Source organism: Polaromonas sp., assembly GCF_029945925.1.
GTDB lineage: Bacteria > Pseudomonadota > Gammaproteobacteria > Burkholderiales > Burkholderiaceae_C > Polaromonas.
Window position 1 is genome coordinate 47799 of the sequence record NZ_JAQSDN010000013.1, and the last position, 16703, is coordinate 64501.

Annotated in this window: 17 protein-coding genes and 1 pseudogene; 12 read left to right on the top strand and 6 right to left on the bottom strand. The window is 64.9% G+C overall.

Annotation, left to right across the window (positions count from 1 at the left end; all coding sequences use genetic code 11):
* Positions 1-5: 5 nt before the first annotated feature.
* Positions 6-1037 (bottom strand): IS30 family transposase, encoded by a 1032-nt coding sequence (locus PSV40_RS03550; protein ID WP_300534262.1) that lies wholly within the window; start codon positions 1035-1037, stop codon positions 6-8.
* Positions 1038-1115: 78 nt separating this feature from the next.
* Positions 1116-1244 (bottom strand): annotated as a pseudogene (locus PSV40_RS03555) (arsenical resistance protein ArsH); the annotation flags it as partial.
* Between the two features lie 277 nt (positions 1245-1521).
* Between PSV40_RS03555 and PSV40_RS03560 the strand changes: the two are divergent.
* Positions 1522-1899 (top strand): hypothetical protein, encoded by a 378-nt coding sequence (locus PSV40_RS03560; RefSeq protein WP_300534265.1) that lies wholly within the window; start codon positions 1522-1524, stop codon positions 1897-1899.
* 354 nt (positions 1900-2253) lie between these two features.
* Here the strand turns inward: PSV40_RS03560 and PSV40_RS03565 are convergent, their stop codons facing one another.
* Entirely contained in the window at positions 2254-2685 is a 432-nt protein-coding gene (locus tag PSV40_RS03565; RefSeq protein WP_300534267.1) for a helix-turn-helix domain-containing protein, read from the bottom strand.
* 77 nt (positions 2686-2762) lie between these two features.
* Between PSV40_RS03565 and PSV40_RS03570 the strand changes: the two genes are divergently transcribed.
* Genes PSV40_RS03570 through PSV40_RS03580 form a run of 3 tightly spaced genes read left to right on the top strand, consistent with a single transcriptional unit; the run spans position 2763 to position 4157 of the window.
* Entirely contained in the window at positions 2763-3260 is a 498-nt protein-coding gene (locus PSV40_RS03570; RefSeq protein WP_300534270.1) for a DUF2938 domain-containing protein, read from the top strand.
* A gap of 49 nt (positions 3261-3309) precedes the next feature.
* Entirely contained in the window at positions 3310-3903 is a 594-nt protein-coding gene (locus PSV40_RS03575; protein WP_300534272.1) for a flavodoxin family protein, read from the top strand.
* Positions 3900-4157: a DUF2798 domain-containing protein gene (locus PSV40_RS03580; RefSeq protein WP_300534274.1), complete on the top strand. Its 258-nt coding sequence runs from the start codon at positions 3900-3902 to the stop codon at positions 4155-4157. Before PSV40_RS03575 ends, PSV40_RS03580 begins: the two co-directional genes overlap by 4 nt.
* A 345-nt stretch (positions 4158-4502) precedes the next feature.
* On the opposite strand, the gene arsH is transcribed toward PSV40_RS03580, so the two are convergent.
* Both arsH and arsC read right to left on the bottom strand, forming a co-directional pair.
* Complete coding sequence (arsH, locus tag PSV40_RS03585) at positions 4503-5240, bottom strand: arsenical resistance protein ArsH (protein WP_300534277.1); 738 nt, start codon at positions 5238-5240, stop codon at positions 4503-4505.
* Entirely contained in the window at positions 5237-5641 is a 405-nt protein-coding gene (arsC, locus tag PSV40_RS03590) for an arsenate reductase (glutaredoxin) (RefSeq protein ID WP_300534303.1), read from the bottom strand. Before arsC ends, arsH begins: the two co-directional genes overlap by 4 nt.
* Before the next feature lie 53 nt (positions 5642-5694).
* On the opposite strand from arsC, the gene PSV40_RS03595 reads away from it, so the two are divergent.
* The 6 genes from PSV40_RS03595 to PSV40_RS03620 all read left to right on the top strand — a co-directional run bounded on the left by PSV40_RS03595 (position 5695) and on the right by PSV40_RS03620 (position 10832).
* Complete coding sequence (locus tag PSV40_RS03595; protein ID WP_300534278.1) at positions 5695-6036, top strand: metalloregulator ArsR/SmtB family transcription factor; 342 nt, start codon at positions 5695-5697, stop codon at positions 6034-6036.
* Between the two features lie 13 nt (positions 6037-6049).
* The gene (locus PSV40_RS03600) at positions 6050-7414 is read left to right on the top strand and encodes a hypothetical protein (RefSeq protein ID WP_300534281.1); all 1365 of its coding nucleotides are present in this window, start codon (positions 6050-6052) and stop codon (positions 7412-7414) included.
* Positions 7411-7911, top strand: a complete 501-nt coding sequence (locus tag PSV40_RS03605; RefSeq protein ID WP_300534283.1) for an ArsI/CadI family heavy metal resistance metalloenzyme — start codon at positions 7411-7413, stop codon at positions 7909-7911. The genes PSV40_RS03600 and PSV40_RS03605 overlap by 4 nt, the downstream gene beginning before the upstream one ends.
* Before the next feature lie 12 nt (positions 7912-7923).
* Positions 7924-8424 (top strand): arsenate reductase ArsC, encoded by a 501-nt coding sequence (locus PSV40_RS03610; RefSeq protein WP_300534285.1) that lies wholly within the window; start codon positions 7924-7926, stop codon positions 8422-8424.
* A gap of 30 nt (positions 8425-8454) precedes the next feature.
* Complete coding sequence (gene arsB / locus PSV40_RS03615) at positions 8455-9480, top strand: ACR3 family arsenite efflux transporter (protein ID WP_300534288.1); 1026 nt, start codon at positions 8455-8457, stop codon at positions 9478-9480.
* 125 nt (positions 9481-9605) lie between these two features.
* On the top strand, positions 9606-10832 hold the full coding sequence (locus PSV40_RS03620) for an MFS transporter (RefSeq protein WP_300534291.1): 1227 nt from the start codon (positions 9606-9608) through the stop codon (positions 10830-10832).
* A gap of 12 nt (positions 10833-10844) precedes the next feature.
* Here PSV40_RS03620 and PSV40_RS03625 read toward each other — a convergent pair whose 3' ends face one another.
* Positions 10845-11348 (bottom strand): GNAT family N-acetyltransferase, encoded by a 504-nt coding sequence (locus PSV40_RS03625; RefSeq protein WP_300534294.1) that lies wholly within the window; start codon positions 11346-11348, stop codon positions 10845-10847.
* A gap of 391 nt (positions 11349-11739) precedes the next feature.
* On the opposite strand from PSV40_RS03625, the gene PSV40_RS03630 reads away from it, so the two are divergent.
* Together PSV40_RS03630 and PSV40_RS03635 are read left to right on the top strand one after the other, a co-directional pair.
* Positions 11740-13326, top strand: coding sequence for an efflux RND transporter periplasmic adaptor subunit (locus PSV40_RS03630; RefSeq protein ID WP_300534297.1), 1587 nt, complete (start codon positions 11740-11742; stop codon positions 13324-13326).
* Positions 13327-13348: 22 nt separating this feature from the next.
* Entirely contained in the window at positions 13349-16537 is a 3189-nt protein-coding gene (locus tag PSV40_RS03635) for an efflux RND transporter permease subunit (RefSeq protein WP_300534300.1), read from the top strand.
* Positions 16538-16703 lie beyond the last annotated feature (166 nt).

Here is a 16703-nt window from a genome sequence, read left to right on the forward strand (position 1 = left end):
GTATTTTATTGGATAGTTTGCGCTGAGGGTTCAAGCTTGGTCAGCCAGGCACTGTAGACCTCATGCGGGGTGCACCAGTCCAGCGTTTTCCTGGGCCGGCCATTCATCAGATCAGCAATCGCATCAAGCTGCGCTTGCGTGTAGCCAGACAGGTCTGTGCCCTTTGGCAGGAACTGGCGAATCAAGCCGTTGGTGTTCTCATTGGTGCCTCGCTGCCATGGGCTGTGCGGATCACAGAAATACACCGCAATCCCCGTATTGGCACTGAGCTGCTGGTGATAGGCCATCTCCGTGCCCCGGTCATACGTCAGGGTCTTGCGCATGGGCTGCGCTATGGCGTTGAGCTTGTCCGTAAAGGCTTGCAGCACGTGAGCTGCAGTGGCGGGATGCGGGTGCGGCAGCTTCACCAGTATCAGCAGCCGCGTATGACGCTCGACGAGCGTGCCCACTGCACTTTGGTTGAGCGCGCCTTTGATCAAGTCGCCCTCCCAATGGCCTGGGAACTGACGATCTTCAATCTCTGGCGGGCGAACATGGATGCTCAACAGGTTCGCCATCTGTCCACGGCGATCCTCGCCCTTGGAACGCGGCCAGCGCTTGGCACGAGCCATGCGCAGGCACGCAATGAGCTCTTTGCGCAGCTCCCCTCGCGGTTGGGCGTAGATGACGTTGTAAATGGTTTCATGCGAGGCGCGTTGGGCAGCATCGCCTGGATGCAGTTTAGCCAGGTGCGCTGCAATTTGCTGGGGCGACCAGAGCTGGCGAAGAAGTTCAGTCATGACTTCAAACAGGCGATTGCCGGCAACCAGCTTGGGCTGGGCTCGGCCGTGGCGACGTCTTCTCACCCGGCGCTGTTGGGCATAACGGCAACTGTAGCTACTGCCGCCACTGTTGCGGGCAATCTCGCGGCTGATGGTCGCGGCGCTGCGATTGAGCACGCGACCTATGGCCCGTATGCTTAAGCCCTGCTCAAGGCTGATGGCAATGGTTTGCCGGTCCTGGTAGTCCAGCTGGCTGTAACAAGGTTCTGATTTCATGGCACACCTTAAGGGAATAAATTAAAGGTGTGTTGCACTTCACTTTTGAGGCCGCCGTGGGTTGGAGGCCGATTTGGCTCAAAAACTCACAAACCCCCGATGATTGACCCGCTTCGCCAGCGCCTGCGCACTCTCCTTGCGCCCGCTGTACCGGTCCACCAGGTAGGGCGCCACATCACGCGTGAGCAGTGCGAATTTGACGAGTTTCCACCACACCGCCCGCCGACGACTTGTCGGGATTCGCCAGCGCACGCCGCGGTTGATGCCGCCGCACACCACCCCACTTTGGTGTGACTTATTTACATCCCCAGAACCCGTGCAAACGCCTCCAAAGCGGGCTAGCATCAAACCGAATGCATCCTCCTCAACGTCCATCCGCCCCGGCGTCTGGATATGTCGATGTGTGAAAGATAAATGCCATGAACCACAAGCGCCTGTCCCGGCTTGATTTGAAGTACCAGGCTGCGGCCTGAACCAGACAGCCATGCGAAGTTTGACCTCTCAACAATTGCAGACCCTCAAGGAAGCTGGCGCCTCCGAACCGGAGCCGCTCCATCTTGCCGACCTGGGCCGTCCGTTTGTTTATGACCGGGCGTTTGGCGTTTTTTACTGCGTCCCGGGCCGTCATCGCGACACGATGTCGCTTCTGTACGCCTATGCCAAAGGGTATGAAAGCGGAATTGACGCGGCTGAAGCGCTTGGCCTGGACTTTCCCGAGGAGACGGCCGACAGATGGCTGGAAGAGATCTCGGGGACCGCCTTTCGCAGCTCGGTGGGCGACCGGGTGCAGGTTGGAAAGCGGGCCAATCTCACGCGCATCGAGATGCGCTGGTTGGGCGAGGTGGAGTATCTGTTTGACTGAGGACTGAGCCACGCGCGCAGCTGACAAAGAAAACAAACACGGCCATCCGCTATCAATTCAATAGCTCCTTTCGCCCGCCCCCACTGGGCCAGAGGCCGATTTGACTCATAAAACGTAACTATTCAGGCGCGGTATGCAGCACGCTTTTCTTGCCCCCTCGCCCTGTGGGAGAGGGTTGGGGTGAGGGCCAGCAAGCCACAATTACGATAGCTCCATGCACAGACCGCCAGCCCTCACCCCCGCCCTCTCCCAGGGAGAGAGGGAGTAAAACCAGCCCCAGACGACCTGAGTAGTTACCACAAAACTCACAGACTCCGCTGGTTCACCCGTTTGGCCAGTGCCTCGGCAGCGCGCTCACCCTTTCGAACGCACGCGCACGGGCTTCCTCGCGCGCGGGGTCAGCTCGCCGGCCGCTGCGGCGCGAAGCAGTCGCTGAAAGGTCGGGCACTCGGCGTGGCTGGGTGCGGGGCACACCGCTGCATGCCTGAGCCCGTTGCGCATCGCCTTCAGGCGCTTGATCGTGTTGTCCAGTTCGTCGGCCTTGGCGCTGAGCGAGGTCCTGTCGATGCTGGCCTGGCCGTCGGGCGAGAACATGGCGCCGATGTCGTCCAGCGAAAAGCCGGCGGCCTGCCCGAGCGCAATCAGTGCCAGCTGGTCCAGCACACCCGGCGCAAATGTTCGGCGCAAGCCCTGCCGGCCGGCCGAGGTTATCAACCCTTTTTCTTCGTAGTAGCGCAGCGCGGAGGCAGGCAGGCCTGACTTTTTGGCGACTTCGGCAATGTCCATGAAAAAACCCCTTGACTTCAAGTTGACTTGAACTTGTAGAGTGCCCTCACCGTCACTTTTTGTCAACGAGGAATCACATGAACACATTCACTGCAGGCGCGGCGCATATCGCGCTGATCGGCATAGGCGCCACGGCGCTCATGGACGCCTGGCTGCTCTTACTCCAGCGCCTGGGCGTGCCCACGCTCAACTTCGCGATGATCGGCCGCTGGGTCGGCCACTGGCGCCGCGGCACCTGGAAGCATGACGCGATCGCGAAGGCCGCGCCGGTGCGAGGCGAACGCGCTTTGGGGTGGTTCGTCCACTACGCATCCGGCATCAGCTTCGCGGGCCTGCTGGCCGGCATCGCCGGTATGGACTGGGTGCACAACCCGACGCTGCTGCCGGCGCTGTGCGTGGGCATAGCCACGGTCGCAGCGCCCTGGCTCGTCATGCAGCCGGCCATGGGGGCGGGCATCGCCTCGTCGCGCACGCCGGCACCGGCAAAAAACCGGCTCAGGAGCCTGGCCAACCACAGCATTTTTGGACTCGGCCTGTACCTGGCCGCCGTCGTCATCGTCTGGATCTCGCGATGAAGACTTTTTTCAGAGATTCACTCACTCAACCTGAACTGGACACCACACCATGAAGAACAAGCAACTTGCCGTCATCTATCACAGCGCCCACGGCCATACCGGCCACATTGCCGCGCACATCCTGGCGGGTGCGCAATCTGTTCCCGGCATCACCGCGCATTTGCTCAAAGCGGAAGATCTCACCAGCTCGCCTGAGCGCCTGCTGGAATACGACGGATTCGTCTTCGGCTCGCCCACCTACCTGGGCGGTGTCTCCGGCACCTTCAAGACTTTCATGGACGCCACAGGCCGGCTCTGGAAAAGCCATGCCCTCAAGGGCAAGCTGGCCTCGGCCTTCACCGTGTCGTCGTTGCCTGCAGGCGACAAGCAATCCACCCTGCTGTCGATGTTCGTCTTCGCGATGCAGCACGGCATGGTCTGGGTCGGCAACGCCATCCTGCCCGAACAGCACAGCGGTGTGCCTTACGAAGAAGCCGCCAACCGGCTGGGCTCGTGGTCGGGAATGATGGCGCAGGCCGGGCATTCGGCGCCGGCGGATTCGTTCGTGCCCGGGGACATCAAGACGGCGCGGATGTTCGGCACGAATGTCGCCGAAGCGCTGCTGCGCATGGCAGCCGATGTCGAAGCGGAAGTGACGCCATGATCCCCCGGAAATTCGAGCCCGTCCTGTTCGGCTTCTTTCTCTCGGGCCTGATGTCGCTGCTGGTGGCGGGAATAGCCACGCTGCGCGCCACCGGGGTGGGGCCGGGCTTTCTGGCGCTGTGGATGGTTTCGTGGCTCACGGCGTGGCTGTTCGCCTTCCCGGAGGTGCTGCTCGTTTCGCCCGTGGCGCGCCGGGTGGTTCGCAGCCTTCTGCAACCGGAGGCAGCAGAAGGCCATGCATCAAAAACCGGGTGACACAGCGCTATCAATTCAATAGCTTATTGCGCCCGTGCAGCATGGGCCAGGGGCAGATTTTGTTCACAAAATCGTAACTACACAGGGCGCTGCATGCAGCACGCTTTTCTTGCCCCCTCGCCCTGTGGGAGAGGGTTGGGGTGAGGGCCTGCAAGCCACAATGACGATAGCTCCATGCACAGACCGCCAGTCCTGTCTTGCAGACCGCAGCCCGGCCGGAGTCCGGGCCTCTTCACGCTGTCCAGATGCGCTCAAGCGCATTTGGAGCCGTAGCGTTCAGCACCCGCCCTCTCCCAGGGGAAGAAGGAGTAAAACCAGTCCAGACGACCTGAGTAGTTACACCAGTCACAGACTCCGCTGGTTCACCCGTTTGGACAACGCCTCGGCGCTTTCCTTGCGCTCGCTGTACCGGTCCACCAGATAAGGCGCCACATCCCGCGTGAGCAGCGTGAACTTGACGAGTTCTTCCATCACATCGACCACGCGGTCGTAATAGGCTGATGGCTTCATGCGCCCGGCTTCGTCGAACTCCAGGAAGGCCTTGGCCACCGACGATTGATTCGGAATCGTCAACATGCGCATCCAGCGGCCCAACACGCGCAGCTGGCTCACCGCGTTGAAAGACTGCGAGCCGCCGCTGACCTGCATCACGGCCAGGGTTTTACCCTGGGTGGGCCGCACCGCCCCTTGCGCCAGGGGAATCCAGTCGATCTGCGACTTCATGATGCCGGTCATGGCGCCGTGGCGCTCGGGGGATGTCCAGACCATGCCTTCGGCCCACTGCGCGAGTTGCCGCAGCTCCTGCACCTTGGGGTGGCTGTCGGGTGCGTCGTCGGGCAGCGGCAGGCCGCTCGGGTTGAAGGTTTTGGTTTCGGCGCCCATGGCCTGCAGCAGGCGTGCGGCTTCTTCGCTGAGCAGGCGGCTGTAAGACCGCTCGCGCACCGAGCCGTAGAGCAGCAAAATGCGCGGCGCATGGGCCGAGGGCCGGAACGCCTGCAGTGCGCTGGCCGTGGGCAGCGTGAACAGGGTTGGGTCGAGGTTGGGAAGGTCTTCAAGCGCCGGCAACACGTTCTCCTTTGTCATTGATGACCTGTTTCGCCGTCTTCCTTGGTGAACGCGCCCTGCTGCGGCGCAGGCAGGATGTCGAGCACCGCTTCGGAAGGCCGGCACAGGCGGGTGCCCAGCGGCGTCACGACGATGGGCCGGTTGATCAGGAGGGGGTGGGCCAGCATGGCGTCCAGCAGCTGGTCGTCCGTCAGCGCCGGGTTGTCGAGCTGGAGTTCGGCGTAGCGCTTTTCCTTGCTGCGGATCAGCGCGCGCAGCGGCTGCCCGGTCCGGGCCACCAGCGCGACCAGGGTTTCGCGGCTGGGCGGGTGCTGCAGGTACTCGATGACTTCGGGCTCTGCCCCGCTGTTGCGGATCAGCGCCAGCGTGTTGCGCGAGGTGCCGCACTGGGGGTTGTGGTAAATCGTGATGTCGGCCATGAATTTTTCCTTGTTGCCTTGTTTCAATTCGATATTTCAATTATATTTGAATTATGGAAACAAAATCTCTCGATGAAACCGGCGCCCTCAAAGCCCTCGCCGCGCTGGCCCAGGCCCAGCGCCTGCGCACCTTCCGCGCGCTGGTGGTCGCCGGGCCCGACGGGTTGACACCGGGCGCGATTGCCGAACTGCTCGAAGTCGCGCCCAGCGCGCTGTCTTTCCACCTGAAAGAACTCGCGCATTCCGGCCTGGTCAGCAGCGAGCCGCGTGGCCGCAACCTGATTTACCGCGCCAACTTCGAACAGATGAACGCCCTGCTGGGTTACCTCACCCAACATTGTTGCCAGGGCGAAACGTGCGTGGTCGCCGACGCCGCCTCGTGCGCGGCCTGCTGACCGGGGCGCCGCCATGAACCTCGCCGAAGCCTTGAACCTGGGCTGCCTGTGCCGCACCCTGAACCCCGAGCGCCTGCGCCAGCAACTGGAAACCGACCCCAGCCTGCAGGGCATGTTGGCCGGACTGGCCACGACACACCCGCACCTGTTCTCCGAGACGGCGGTGTTTCTGGACCCGGCCATCCGCGCGACCTTGGGCCAGGCGATTGCCGCCATCGAAGGCGTGATCGCCCTGCCCGCCTACCAGCAAGCGGCCCTGGCCAGCGCGCCCGAGATTGCCCGCCAGAATTTCGGCCCGGCCGGTGTCTTCATGGCGTACGACTTTCACCTGGGTGCCGACGGCCCGCGCCTGATCGAGATCAACACCAATGCCGGCGGCGCGCTGCTCAACGCCGCGCTGGCACGTGCGCACCGCGACTGCTGCGAACCCATGCAGGGGCTGATGGACAGTGCGAGCGACCTGACGCAGATCGACCAGACCTTTGTGGACATGTTCCGCGCCGAGTGGCAGGCCCAGCGTGGCGCGCAGCCGCTGCGCAGCGTGCTGATTGTTGACGATGCACCGGAAGACCAATACCTCGCGCCTGAATTTGCATTGGCACGGCAGCTGTTTCTGGCGCACGGCATCACGGCTGCCGTGGGCGACGCGCGTGAGCTGCAATGGAAAGGCGGCGCGCTGTGGCACCCGGCCTTGCCGGGCGTGGCGGTCGATCTGGTCTACAACCGCCTGACCGACTTCAGCCTGGCCGAGCCGGCGCATGAAGCCCTGCGCAGCGCCTATATGGCCGGCGCGGCGGTCGTCACGCCGCACCCGCGCGCCCATGCGCTGTACGCCGACAAGCGCAACCTCATCACCCTCGGCGACGACGCACTGCTGGCCTCATGGGGCGTGTCGGCTGAAGACCGGCACCTGCTGCAGGCGGTGGTTCCACATACCGAACTCGTCAGAGCCGACCACGCCGACGACCTCTGGGCGCGCCGCCGCCAGCTCTTCTTCAAACCCGTGGCAGGTTACGGCGCCAAAGCCGCCTACCGCGGCGACAAACTCACACGCGGCGTGTGGAGCACCATCCTGGCCGGTGGTTTTATCGCGCAGGCGCTGGTACCGCCGAGTGAACGCCTGGTCGATGTTGATGGCGTGCCCACCCGGCTGAAGCTGGACCTGCGCGCCTACACCTACCGCGGCCAGGTGCAGTTGCTGGCCGCTCGCACCTACACCGGCCAGACCACCAACTTCCGCACGGCCGGCGGCGGCTTTTCGCCGGTGGTGGTGCTGCCTTCTGCGATGGCGCTGGTTGCGGACGCCCGCCAAAGCCCGCCCCACGCCGACTGCCTTCCGTCCCCCGCCCTTGAAACCTCAACCTGGAGTCCGCCATGAAACGCTTTCATGTCCACATGCATGTCGAAGACCTCGGCAAAAACATCGCTTTCTATTCCGCCATGTTTCATCAGCCTCCCGCCCGCACCGAGGCCGACTATGCCAAATGGATGCTGCAGGACCCGCCAGTCAACTTTGCCATCTCCACCCGCGGCAGCGCCACCGGCGTGGACCACCTGGGCATCCAGGTGGAGTCCACCGAAGAGCTTGCCGAGCTGCGGGCTCACGCGCGGGAGGCCGACCTTGCACTGCAGGACGACGGGGAAACCACCTGCTGTTATGCGCGCAGCGACAAATACTGGCTGACCGACCCGCAGGGCGTGGCCTGGGAGCAGTTTCACACCCTGGATAACATTCCGGTGTTCAGTGAACCGGAATCTCTATCAAATCAGGCTGAATCCACCTCCTGTTGTGCGCCACGCGCTATAGAAACAGTAGCAACTCTGCCATCCACCAACTCTGGCGCCCAGACCCCGGCCGCCAAAGCCTGCTGCTGAAGGAAGCTGACAATGACTACGCGCCCCCTCAACGTCCTGTTTTTATGCACCCACAATTCGGCTCGCAGCATTCTGGCCGAAGCCACGCTGAACCACATCGGCAAAGGGCGCTTCAAGGCTTTCTCGGCCGGTAGCAGCCCGCGTGACAACCAGCAGCCGAACCCGTTGGCGCTGCAGGTGTTGAAAAACGCCGGCATTGCCACCGAAGGCCTGGGCAGCAAAAGCTGGGACGAGTTCGGCAAGGCCGACTCCCCTGTGATGGACCTGGTCATCACCGTCTGCGACAACGCCGCCGGCGAGGTCTGCCCCTACTGGCCCAGTCAGCCCGCCACCGCGCACTGGGGTTACGCCGATCCGTCGGAGGTCGAGGGGGATGAGGCAAAAAGACTCGAAGCCTTCCGCCAAACCCTGTTCGCGATACGCCGCCGTCTGGAGCTCCTGATCAACCTGCCGCCCGACAAGCTGGAGCGGGCCATGGTGCAGCAGGCCGCGCGCGATTTGTCCCGCGCCTGAACGTGAATTTATTGAAAAACAGGGAACATCATGGGATTGTTTGAACGTTATCTGACCGTCTGGGTCGCGCTGGGAATTCTGGCCGGCGTCGGCCTCGGCCTGTTGGCGCCGGCGGCTTTCCTGGGCATTGCCGCGCTGGAGATTGCGCACGTGAACCTGGTGGTCGCCGTGTTCATCTGGGTGATGATTTACCCGATGATGATCCAGATCGACTGGACCGCGGTGAAAGACGTGGGCAAGAAACCGCGCGGCCTGATGCTGACGCTGGTGGTCAACTGGCTCATCAAGCCCTTCACCATGGCCGCACTCGGCGTGCTGTTCTTCCAGTACATTTTTGCGCCTTGGGTCGATCCGCAATCGGCCAGCGAATACATCGCCGGCATGATTCTGCTGGGCGTGGCGCCCTGCACGGCCATGGTGTTTGTCTGGAGCCAGCTGGTCAAGGGGGATGCCAACTACACGCTGGTGCAGGTTTCGGTCAACGACCTGATCATGGTGGTGGCCTTTGCGCCTATCGCCGCCTTCCTGCTCGGCGTGACCAACATCACCGTGCCCTGGGAAACGCTGGTGCTCTCCACCGTGCTGTACGTGGTGCTGCCGCTGGCGGCAGGCATGGCGACGCGGCATCTGCTGCAGCGCCGCTCGGCGCACGCGGTGGCCGACTTCGTGGCGAAACTCAAGCCCTGGTCGGTGATCGGGCTGATTGCCACCGTGGTGCTGCTGTTCGGCTTCCAGGCCGAAACGATTGTGGCCAAGCCGCTGGTGATCGCCATGATCGCGGTGCCGCTGATCGTGCAGAGCTATGGCATCTTCGTCATCAGCTACATTGCGGCCAAGGCGCTCAAGCTGCCGCACAACGTGGCCGGACCGGCCTGCCTGATCGGTACTTCCAACTTTTTCGAGCTGGCCGTCGCGGTGGCGATTTCGCTGTTCGGCCTGCAATCGGGCGCGGCCCTGGCCACGGTGGTCGGCGTGCTGGTCGAGGTGCCGGTCATGCTCTCGCTGGTGGCCATCATCAACCGCACACAGCACTGGTTTGCACCGCAGCGTGCCTGAGGGGCTGGCTGGCGGCGGCGTTGCTGCTGCTGCATGGCCATTTTTCATATCAAATCGGCCTCCAGCCCTTTCCACACCTGCGGAAACAGCTCTATTTTTGATAGCATGCCAGACCTCACCACGCCATGAGCCAACCCCGCAGCGTCACCATCGCCAGCCTGGGCATTGCCCAGACCCTGGCCTGGGCGTCCAGCTACTACCTGCCGGCCATGCTGGCAACGTCCATGGCGCGCGATCTCGATGTCAGCACGCCCACCGTGTTCCTCGGGTTTTCGCTGGCGCTGGTGGTGTCCGCCCTGCTGGGCCCTTTCGCCGGCAAGGCGATTGACCGTTATGGCGGCCGGCCGGTGCTGGCTGCCACCAGCTTCATCTTTGCCGCCGGGTTGGCCACCCTGGCCCTGGCGCAGGGGCCGGTCGGCCTGTTTGTGGCTTGGGCCATCCTCGGCGTGGCCATGGCCGCCGGCCTGTATGAAGCCGCCTTTGCCACACTGGTGCACCTGTACGGCAAGGACGCGCGCGGCGCCATCACCGGCATCACGTTGCTGGCCGGTTTTGCCAGCACCGTGGGCTGGCCGCTGTCGGCCTGGCTGGAGCTCGAATGGGGCTGGCGTGCCGCCTGCGGGGTGTGGGCCGGTCTGCACCTGCTGGTGGCGCTGCCGCTGAACTGGATGCTGCCTTCCACACCTGCATCGCCTGCCTCACCCGCAGCCCCCCTGTCGCCGACCTCCGTGCCGATGGCGCCGGCAACCACGGCCACCGCGCCTGCGCCTGAACGTGAACCTGCGCAGAGCTCGGCACGCACGGCGGCGCTGCTGGCCTTTGTGTTCGCTGTGACCTGGTTCATCAGCACCGCCATGGCCGCGCACCTGCCGCGCCTGCTGCAGGTCCACGGCGTGCCGCTGGCCACGGCCCTGGTGTTTGCCGGGCTGGTCGGCCCGGCGCAGGTGGCCGGGCGGTTGCTCGAATACGGGCTGCTGCGCAACATTCACCCGCTGGTGTCGGCGCGGGTCGCCGGCGCCATGCACACGCTGGGTGCCCTGGTGTTCCTGGCTGTCGGCGTGCCGGCCGGGGCCGTGTTCACCGTGCTGCATGGTGCCGGCAACGGCGTGCTGACGATTGCCAAGGGCACGCTGCCGCTGGTGCTGTTCGGCGCAAAGGACTATGGCGCGCGCCAGGGCCTGCTGATGGTGCCGGCGCGTTTTGCGCAGGCCCTGTCGCCCTGGCTGTTCGGCCTGGCGATTGACCGCTTCGGCGCGGGCGCGCTGTGGTTCTCCGCCGCGCTGGGCGCGCTGGGCCTGACGGCCCTGATGCTGCTGCAGGGCCCGCGCATGACACAGGTCCGGCCCGCCTGATTCAGCGCGCCCTCAGCCCAGCCACTTCTGCAGAAACTGCGCCTGACCCATGGCCGGGTCGAGCTGGTAGCCGGCAAAACCGATGCGTTCATACAGTTTGATCGCTGGCGCATTGCCCTGCAGCACTTCCAGCGTGAGTTTGCAGGCGCCACGCTCGCGCGCGATGGCCTCGACCTCGGCCAGCATCAACTCACCGACACGTCGGCCGCGGTGGCTGGCCAGCACCACCACGTCGTGCACATTGACCAGCGGACGGCAGGCAAACGTCGAAAAACCCTCGATGCAGTTGACCAGCCCGACCGGCTGCGCGCCGTCGAAGGCCAGCACGCTGAAGGCCTGGGCCCGCGCGGCCAGTTCCGCCACCAGGTGGGTTTTGGCGAACTCGCTCAGCGGCTGGCCACCACCGGCCATGTCGCGCGCGTAGGCGTCGAGCAGAGCGACCAGCGCGTCGGCGTGTGCGGGGTTGCGGTAGTCAGCGCGGCTGATGCGCAGGCCGGAAGCGGCGATAGCTGTCATGCGAGGGAGCCCTGTGGAAAAGTGGATGTGGTGATTCTAAGCAGCGAACCCACGAGCCCGGCGCAGTGCCACCTCTGGAATCATCAAGAAAAACGGCCGGCAGCCCAGACAGGGAAAGCGCCGACAGCTATCAAAAACAGAGCAATGTGCGCTGGCAGACAGTCGCCGCCAGCACTTTCCGCCATGGTGCGTGCCGGGCCGCCCCTCTTTACCGGACATTTACGAAGCCCTTTCCGGCGCTACACCTGAGCGCGAAGCCTTGCAGTGATAATTCTTCGGCGAGCTGAAAAATACACACTGGCAGCGCCAAGGCGCCGCCGGTGACAACACCCATCAAACACAAAAAAGTGCCGCGCCAGACCGCTGGTGCGGTGGGCAACAAGGACAGCTGATGGACCCGAAATCTGAGGCGCCGACCGCCGGCCCCGAGACCCCCCCCCGCAAACGCCTGAGCCGACGCGCAACCCTGATTGGCAGCCTGATCGCAGTCATCGCGCTGGCCGGCACCGGCTGGCTCGCCTGGCGCCTGACCCACCCCGCGGCAGACGCCAGCACCGCCGCTGCGGGCGGCGGCGCCCGCCGCGGCCCGCCGGCCACCACGGTCGGCGTCGCCACCGCCGAACGGGCCAGCATTCCCATCCTCCTGGAAGCCCTGGGCACAGTCACGCCGCAAGCCACGGTGAAGGTGCGTCCGCAGGTCTCTGGCGTGCTGCAGAAAGTGCTGTTCAAGGAAGGCCAGATGCTGCGCGCCGGCGAACTCATGGCCACCATCGACCCGCGCCAGTTTGAACTGGCCCTGCAGCAGGCCAGCGGCCAGCGCCAGCGCGACGAGGCCCAACTCGACAGCGCGCGTGTCACGCTGCAGCGATTCAAGACCCTCTTGGGCCAGGACTCGATTGCCCGCCAGGAGGTGGACTCCCAGGCCGCACTGGTCAAGCAGCTCGAGGGCACGGTCGTGATCGACAAGGCCAACGAAGGCGCGGCGCGTCTGAACCTGGGCTACACCCGGGTGGTCGCACCGGTCAGCGGCCGCGTCGGCCTGCGCGCCGTGGACGTGGGTAATGTGGTGAGCCCCAGCGATGCCAATGGCATCGCCCTGATCACCCAGGTCACCCCGATTGACGTGGTGTTTTCCATCCCGCAGGACCAGGTCGGCGAATTGCAGCAGGCCGTCAGCACCGGCACCGTGATGAAGGTCACCGCGCTGGACCGCACCCGCTCGGGCACGCTGGACACCGGTGTGTTTGCCTCGCTCGACAACCAGATCGACACCACCACCGGAACGGTCAAGGCCAAGGCGCGTTTTGCCAACAGCAAGCTCACGCTGTTCCCGAGTCAGTTTGTCAATGTGCAGCTGCTGGTGCGCACCATCGACAACGCCGTGGTGGTGCCGGTCACCGCCGTGCGCCTGGGCAGCAGCGGCGACTATGTGTATGTGCTCAATGCGGCCGAGCGCACCGTGAGCCTGCGTCCCGTCAAACGCGGACCGGCCACGGTCGACAAGATCGTGATCGCCTCCGGCCTGCAGGCGGGCGAACGTGTCATCACCGAGGGCGCCGACCGGCTCAAGGACGGCGCACGCGTGGTGCTGCCGGGCGATGCGCCGGGGGGCGGCCGTGCCGCGGGCGCGCGCCGGCCCCAGGGCGCGGCGTCGGCGCCGCGCGGCAGTGATACCGGCGCACCGGCACCGCAGGGCACCGCGTCCGCGCCTCGTGCTGCAGCATCCATGAACGCCGCGCCACCCGCTGCAGTTGCGGCGCCTTCAACGTCCCCAGCACCTGCTGCAACGTCAGCCGCCACCGCGCCCCCGCCCGAGCAACTCCAGCGCTTCCTGGATCAGGTCAAGGACGACCCGGAGGCCCTGGTCCGCCGCCAGTCACTGGTCGACAAGATCAAACAGGGCGACCCGGCGGCGCTTGAACGCTGGCAGAAGATCTGGGAGCGGCGGCGCGAAGGCGGCGCGGCGCCGGCGCAGTGACGGGCACGAGGCAACACCCCGCATGAGCCCGTCGAGTCCTTTCATCCAGCGGCCGGTCGCCACCGCGCTGCTGATGGTGGCCATCGTGCTGGCCGGCCTGGTCGGCTTCAAGTTCCTGCCGCTGTCCGCGCTGCCGCAGGTCGATTACCCGACCATCCAGGTGCAGACGCTGTACCCCGGCGCCAGCCCCGAGGTCATGGCACAAACCGTGACCGCACCGCTGGAGCGCCAGTTCGGCCAGATGGCCGGGCTGCAGCGCCTGAGTTCGACCAGCGCGGCCGGCGTCTCCATCGTCACGCTGCAGTTCGGCCTGGGTCTGGGCCTGGACGTGGCCGAGCAGCAGGTGCAGGCGGCCATCAATGCTGGCGGCTCGCTGCTGCCGGCCGACCTGCCTGCACCACCGGTGTACGCCAAGGTCAACCCCGCCGACGCGCCGGTGCTCACGCTGGCGATCACCTCCGACAGCCTGCCGCTGACCGAGGTGCAGAACATCGTCAACACCCGCCTCGCGCTCAAGATCAGCCAGGTCAGCGGCGTCGGCCTGGTCTCGCTCAGCGGCGGCCAGCGGCCCGCCGTGCGCATCCAGGCGGACACGCGCGCCCTGGCCTCTTACGGCCTCGGGCTCGATTCGCTGCGCACGGCGATTGCGGCGGCCAATGCCAACGGCGCCAAGGGCAGCATCGACGGGCCGACACGTTCGTATTCCATCAACTCCAACGACCAGCTGCTGGCAGCGGCAGAGTACAAGAACCTGATCATTGCCTTTCGCAACGGCGCGGCGGTGCGTGTTGCCGATGTGGCGCAGGTGGTGGACAGCGCTGAAAACGTCAAGCTCGGCGCGTGGAGTGGCTTGAAGCCGGCCATCATCCTGAACGTGCAGCGCCAGCCCGGCGCCAACGTGATTGCCACGGTGGACGCGATCAAGGCACGCCTGCCCGAGCTGCAGGCCGGCCTGCCGACGGCCATGAAGGTCGATGTGCTGAGCGACCGCACCACCGGCATTCGCGCCTCGGTGCTGCATGTGGAGATCGAGCTGCTGCTGGCCGTGGTCATGGTGGTGCTGGTGATTTTTGCCTTTTTGCGCAACATTCGCGCCACCGTGATCGCCAGCCTGGCGGTGCCGATTTCGCTGATAGGCACCTGCGGCGCCATGTATTTGCTCGGCTACAGCCTGAACAACCTGAGCCTGATGGCGCTGACGATTGCCACCGGTTTTGTGGTCGACGACGCGATCGTGATGATTGAAAACATCTCGCGCTACATCGAAAAAGGCGAGGCACCCATGGCTGCCGCGCTCAAGGGCGCGCAGCAGATCGGCTTCACCATCATCTCGCTGACGGTCTCGCTGATCGCCGTGCTGATCCCGCTGCTGTTCATGGGCGACGTGGTCGGCCGGCTGTTTCGCGAGTTCGCGGTCACGCTGGCCATCACCATCCTGATCTCGGCGGTGGTGTCTCTCACTCTGGTGCCCATGATGTCGGCCAGATGGCTAACAAAAAGAGCCCCCACGCTCCCCGCTTCGCGAGCCTTCGGCAGTGCGCTGCCCCTTGCACAAAGAAGAGGGGCGCTGCGCCTGCGGGCCGGCGAAGCCGGACCCGCGGCCCTTGCTGGTGAAGACAAAGCCCCCGACCGTACCAGCGCGCGGCTGGAAAAGTTTTTTGACGGCGTGATCACGCGTTACGACCAGTCGCTGACCTGGGTGCTCAGGCGCCAGGGCCTGACCCTCATCGTGGCACTGGCCACCCTGCTGCTCACCGTGCTGCTGTATGTGCTGATTCCCAAGGGCCTGTTCCCGACGCAGGACACCGGCCAGTTGCAGGCCCGCATCGAGACCTCGCAGTCGGTGTCGTATGCGCGCATGGCCGAGTTGCAGCAGGCCGCGGCCAAAGCCATCCTGGAAGACCCCGATGTGGACACCCTGAGTTCCTTCATCGGCGTGGATGCCGCCAACAACACCATGCTGCATACCGGCCGCATGCTGATCAACCTCAAGCGTACGCGCAGCACCAGCCAGCAGGACACCATGGACCGGCTGCAACGCCGGGCCGGCGCGGTGGCCGGTGTCACCATGTACCTGCAGCCCACGCAGGACCTGACCATCGACGCCGAAACCGGCCCCACGCAGTTCCGCGTCTCGCTCGAGGGGTCGGACACGGCCACGGTAGCGCTGTGGGCCGGCAAGCTGGCGCAGCGCATGCAGGAGTCGCCGGCGCTGCGCAACATCGCCTCGGACGCCGGCGCCACGGGGGCCTCGGCCTACATCTCGGTGGACCGCGACACCGCCTCGCGGGTGGGCGTGACCACCTCGGCGATTGACGACGCGCTGTACAGTGCGTTTGGTCAGCGCATCGTCTCGACGATTTTCACCGAGACCAACCAGTACCGCGTGATTCTCGAGGCCCTGCCCGACCCCCTGATGACCGCGGCCTCACTGGGCAGCCTGCCGCTCAAGACCGGCTCGGGCGTCACCACCCCGCTGGCCAGCATCGCCACCATCACCGAACGGCCCGCACCGCTGCAGATCACCCGCGTGGCCCAGTACCCGGCCACGACGCTGGGCTTCGACACAGCAGCGGGCGTGTCCCTCGGCAAGGCGGTGGGCGAGGTCAAACAGGCAGCCAGGGACATCGCCCTGCCGGCCAGCGTGACCCTGACCTTCCTGGGCGCGGCCGGCGCCTACCAGACCTCGCTGTCCAGCCAGTTGTGGCTGATCCTGGCCGCGGTGATCTGCGTCTACATCGTGCTCGGCGTGTTGTATGAAAGTTATATCCACCCGCTGACCATTCTCTCGACCCTGCCTTCGGCCGGCGTGGGCGCGCTGCTGATGCTGATGATCAGCGGATCCGACCTCGGGGTGATCGGCATCATCGGCATCATTCTCCTGATCGGCATCGTGAAAAAGAACGCGATCATGATGATCGACTTCGCCATCGACGCCGAACGCAGCGAAGGCAAGTCGCCGCAGGAAGCGATTCACCAGGCAGCGCTGCTGCGCTTCCGCCCGATTCTCATGACCACGCTGGCCGCGCTGTTTGCCGCCGTGCCGCTGATGCTGGGCTGGGGCGAAGGAGCCGAGTTGCGCCGGCCACTGGGCCTGGCCATCTTCGGCGGCCTGATCGTCAGCCAGGTGCTCACGCTGTTCACGACGCCGGTGATTTATCTGGCGTTTGACAGGATGGGACAGAGGTTTCGGCGGAGGGGTTCGGTGTGACCCCGAGCCCTCTCCGACTTGTCATCCCGGACTTGATCCGGGATCCACGCTCGAAGAACACCACCGTTCGGGCTGGGCTTGTTGAAGCCGTCTTTGCCTCTGCTGTTTGTGGCTTGCCTGCAAGCCGGGGGTTGCCCGGCGGCAACTCACTTTTCTTTTGCGTCGC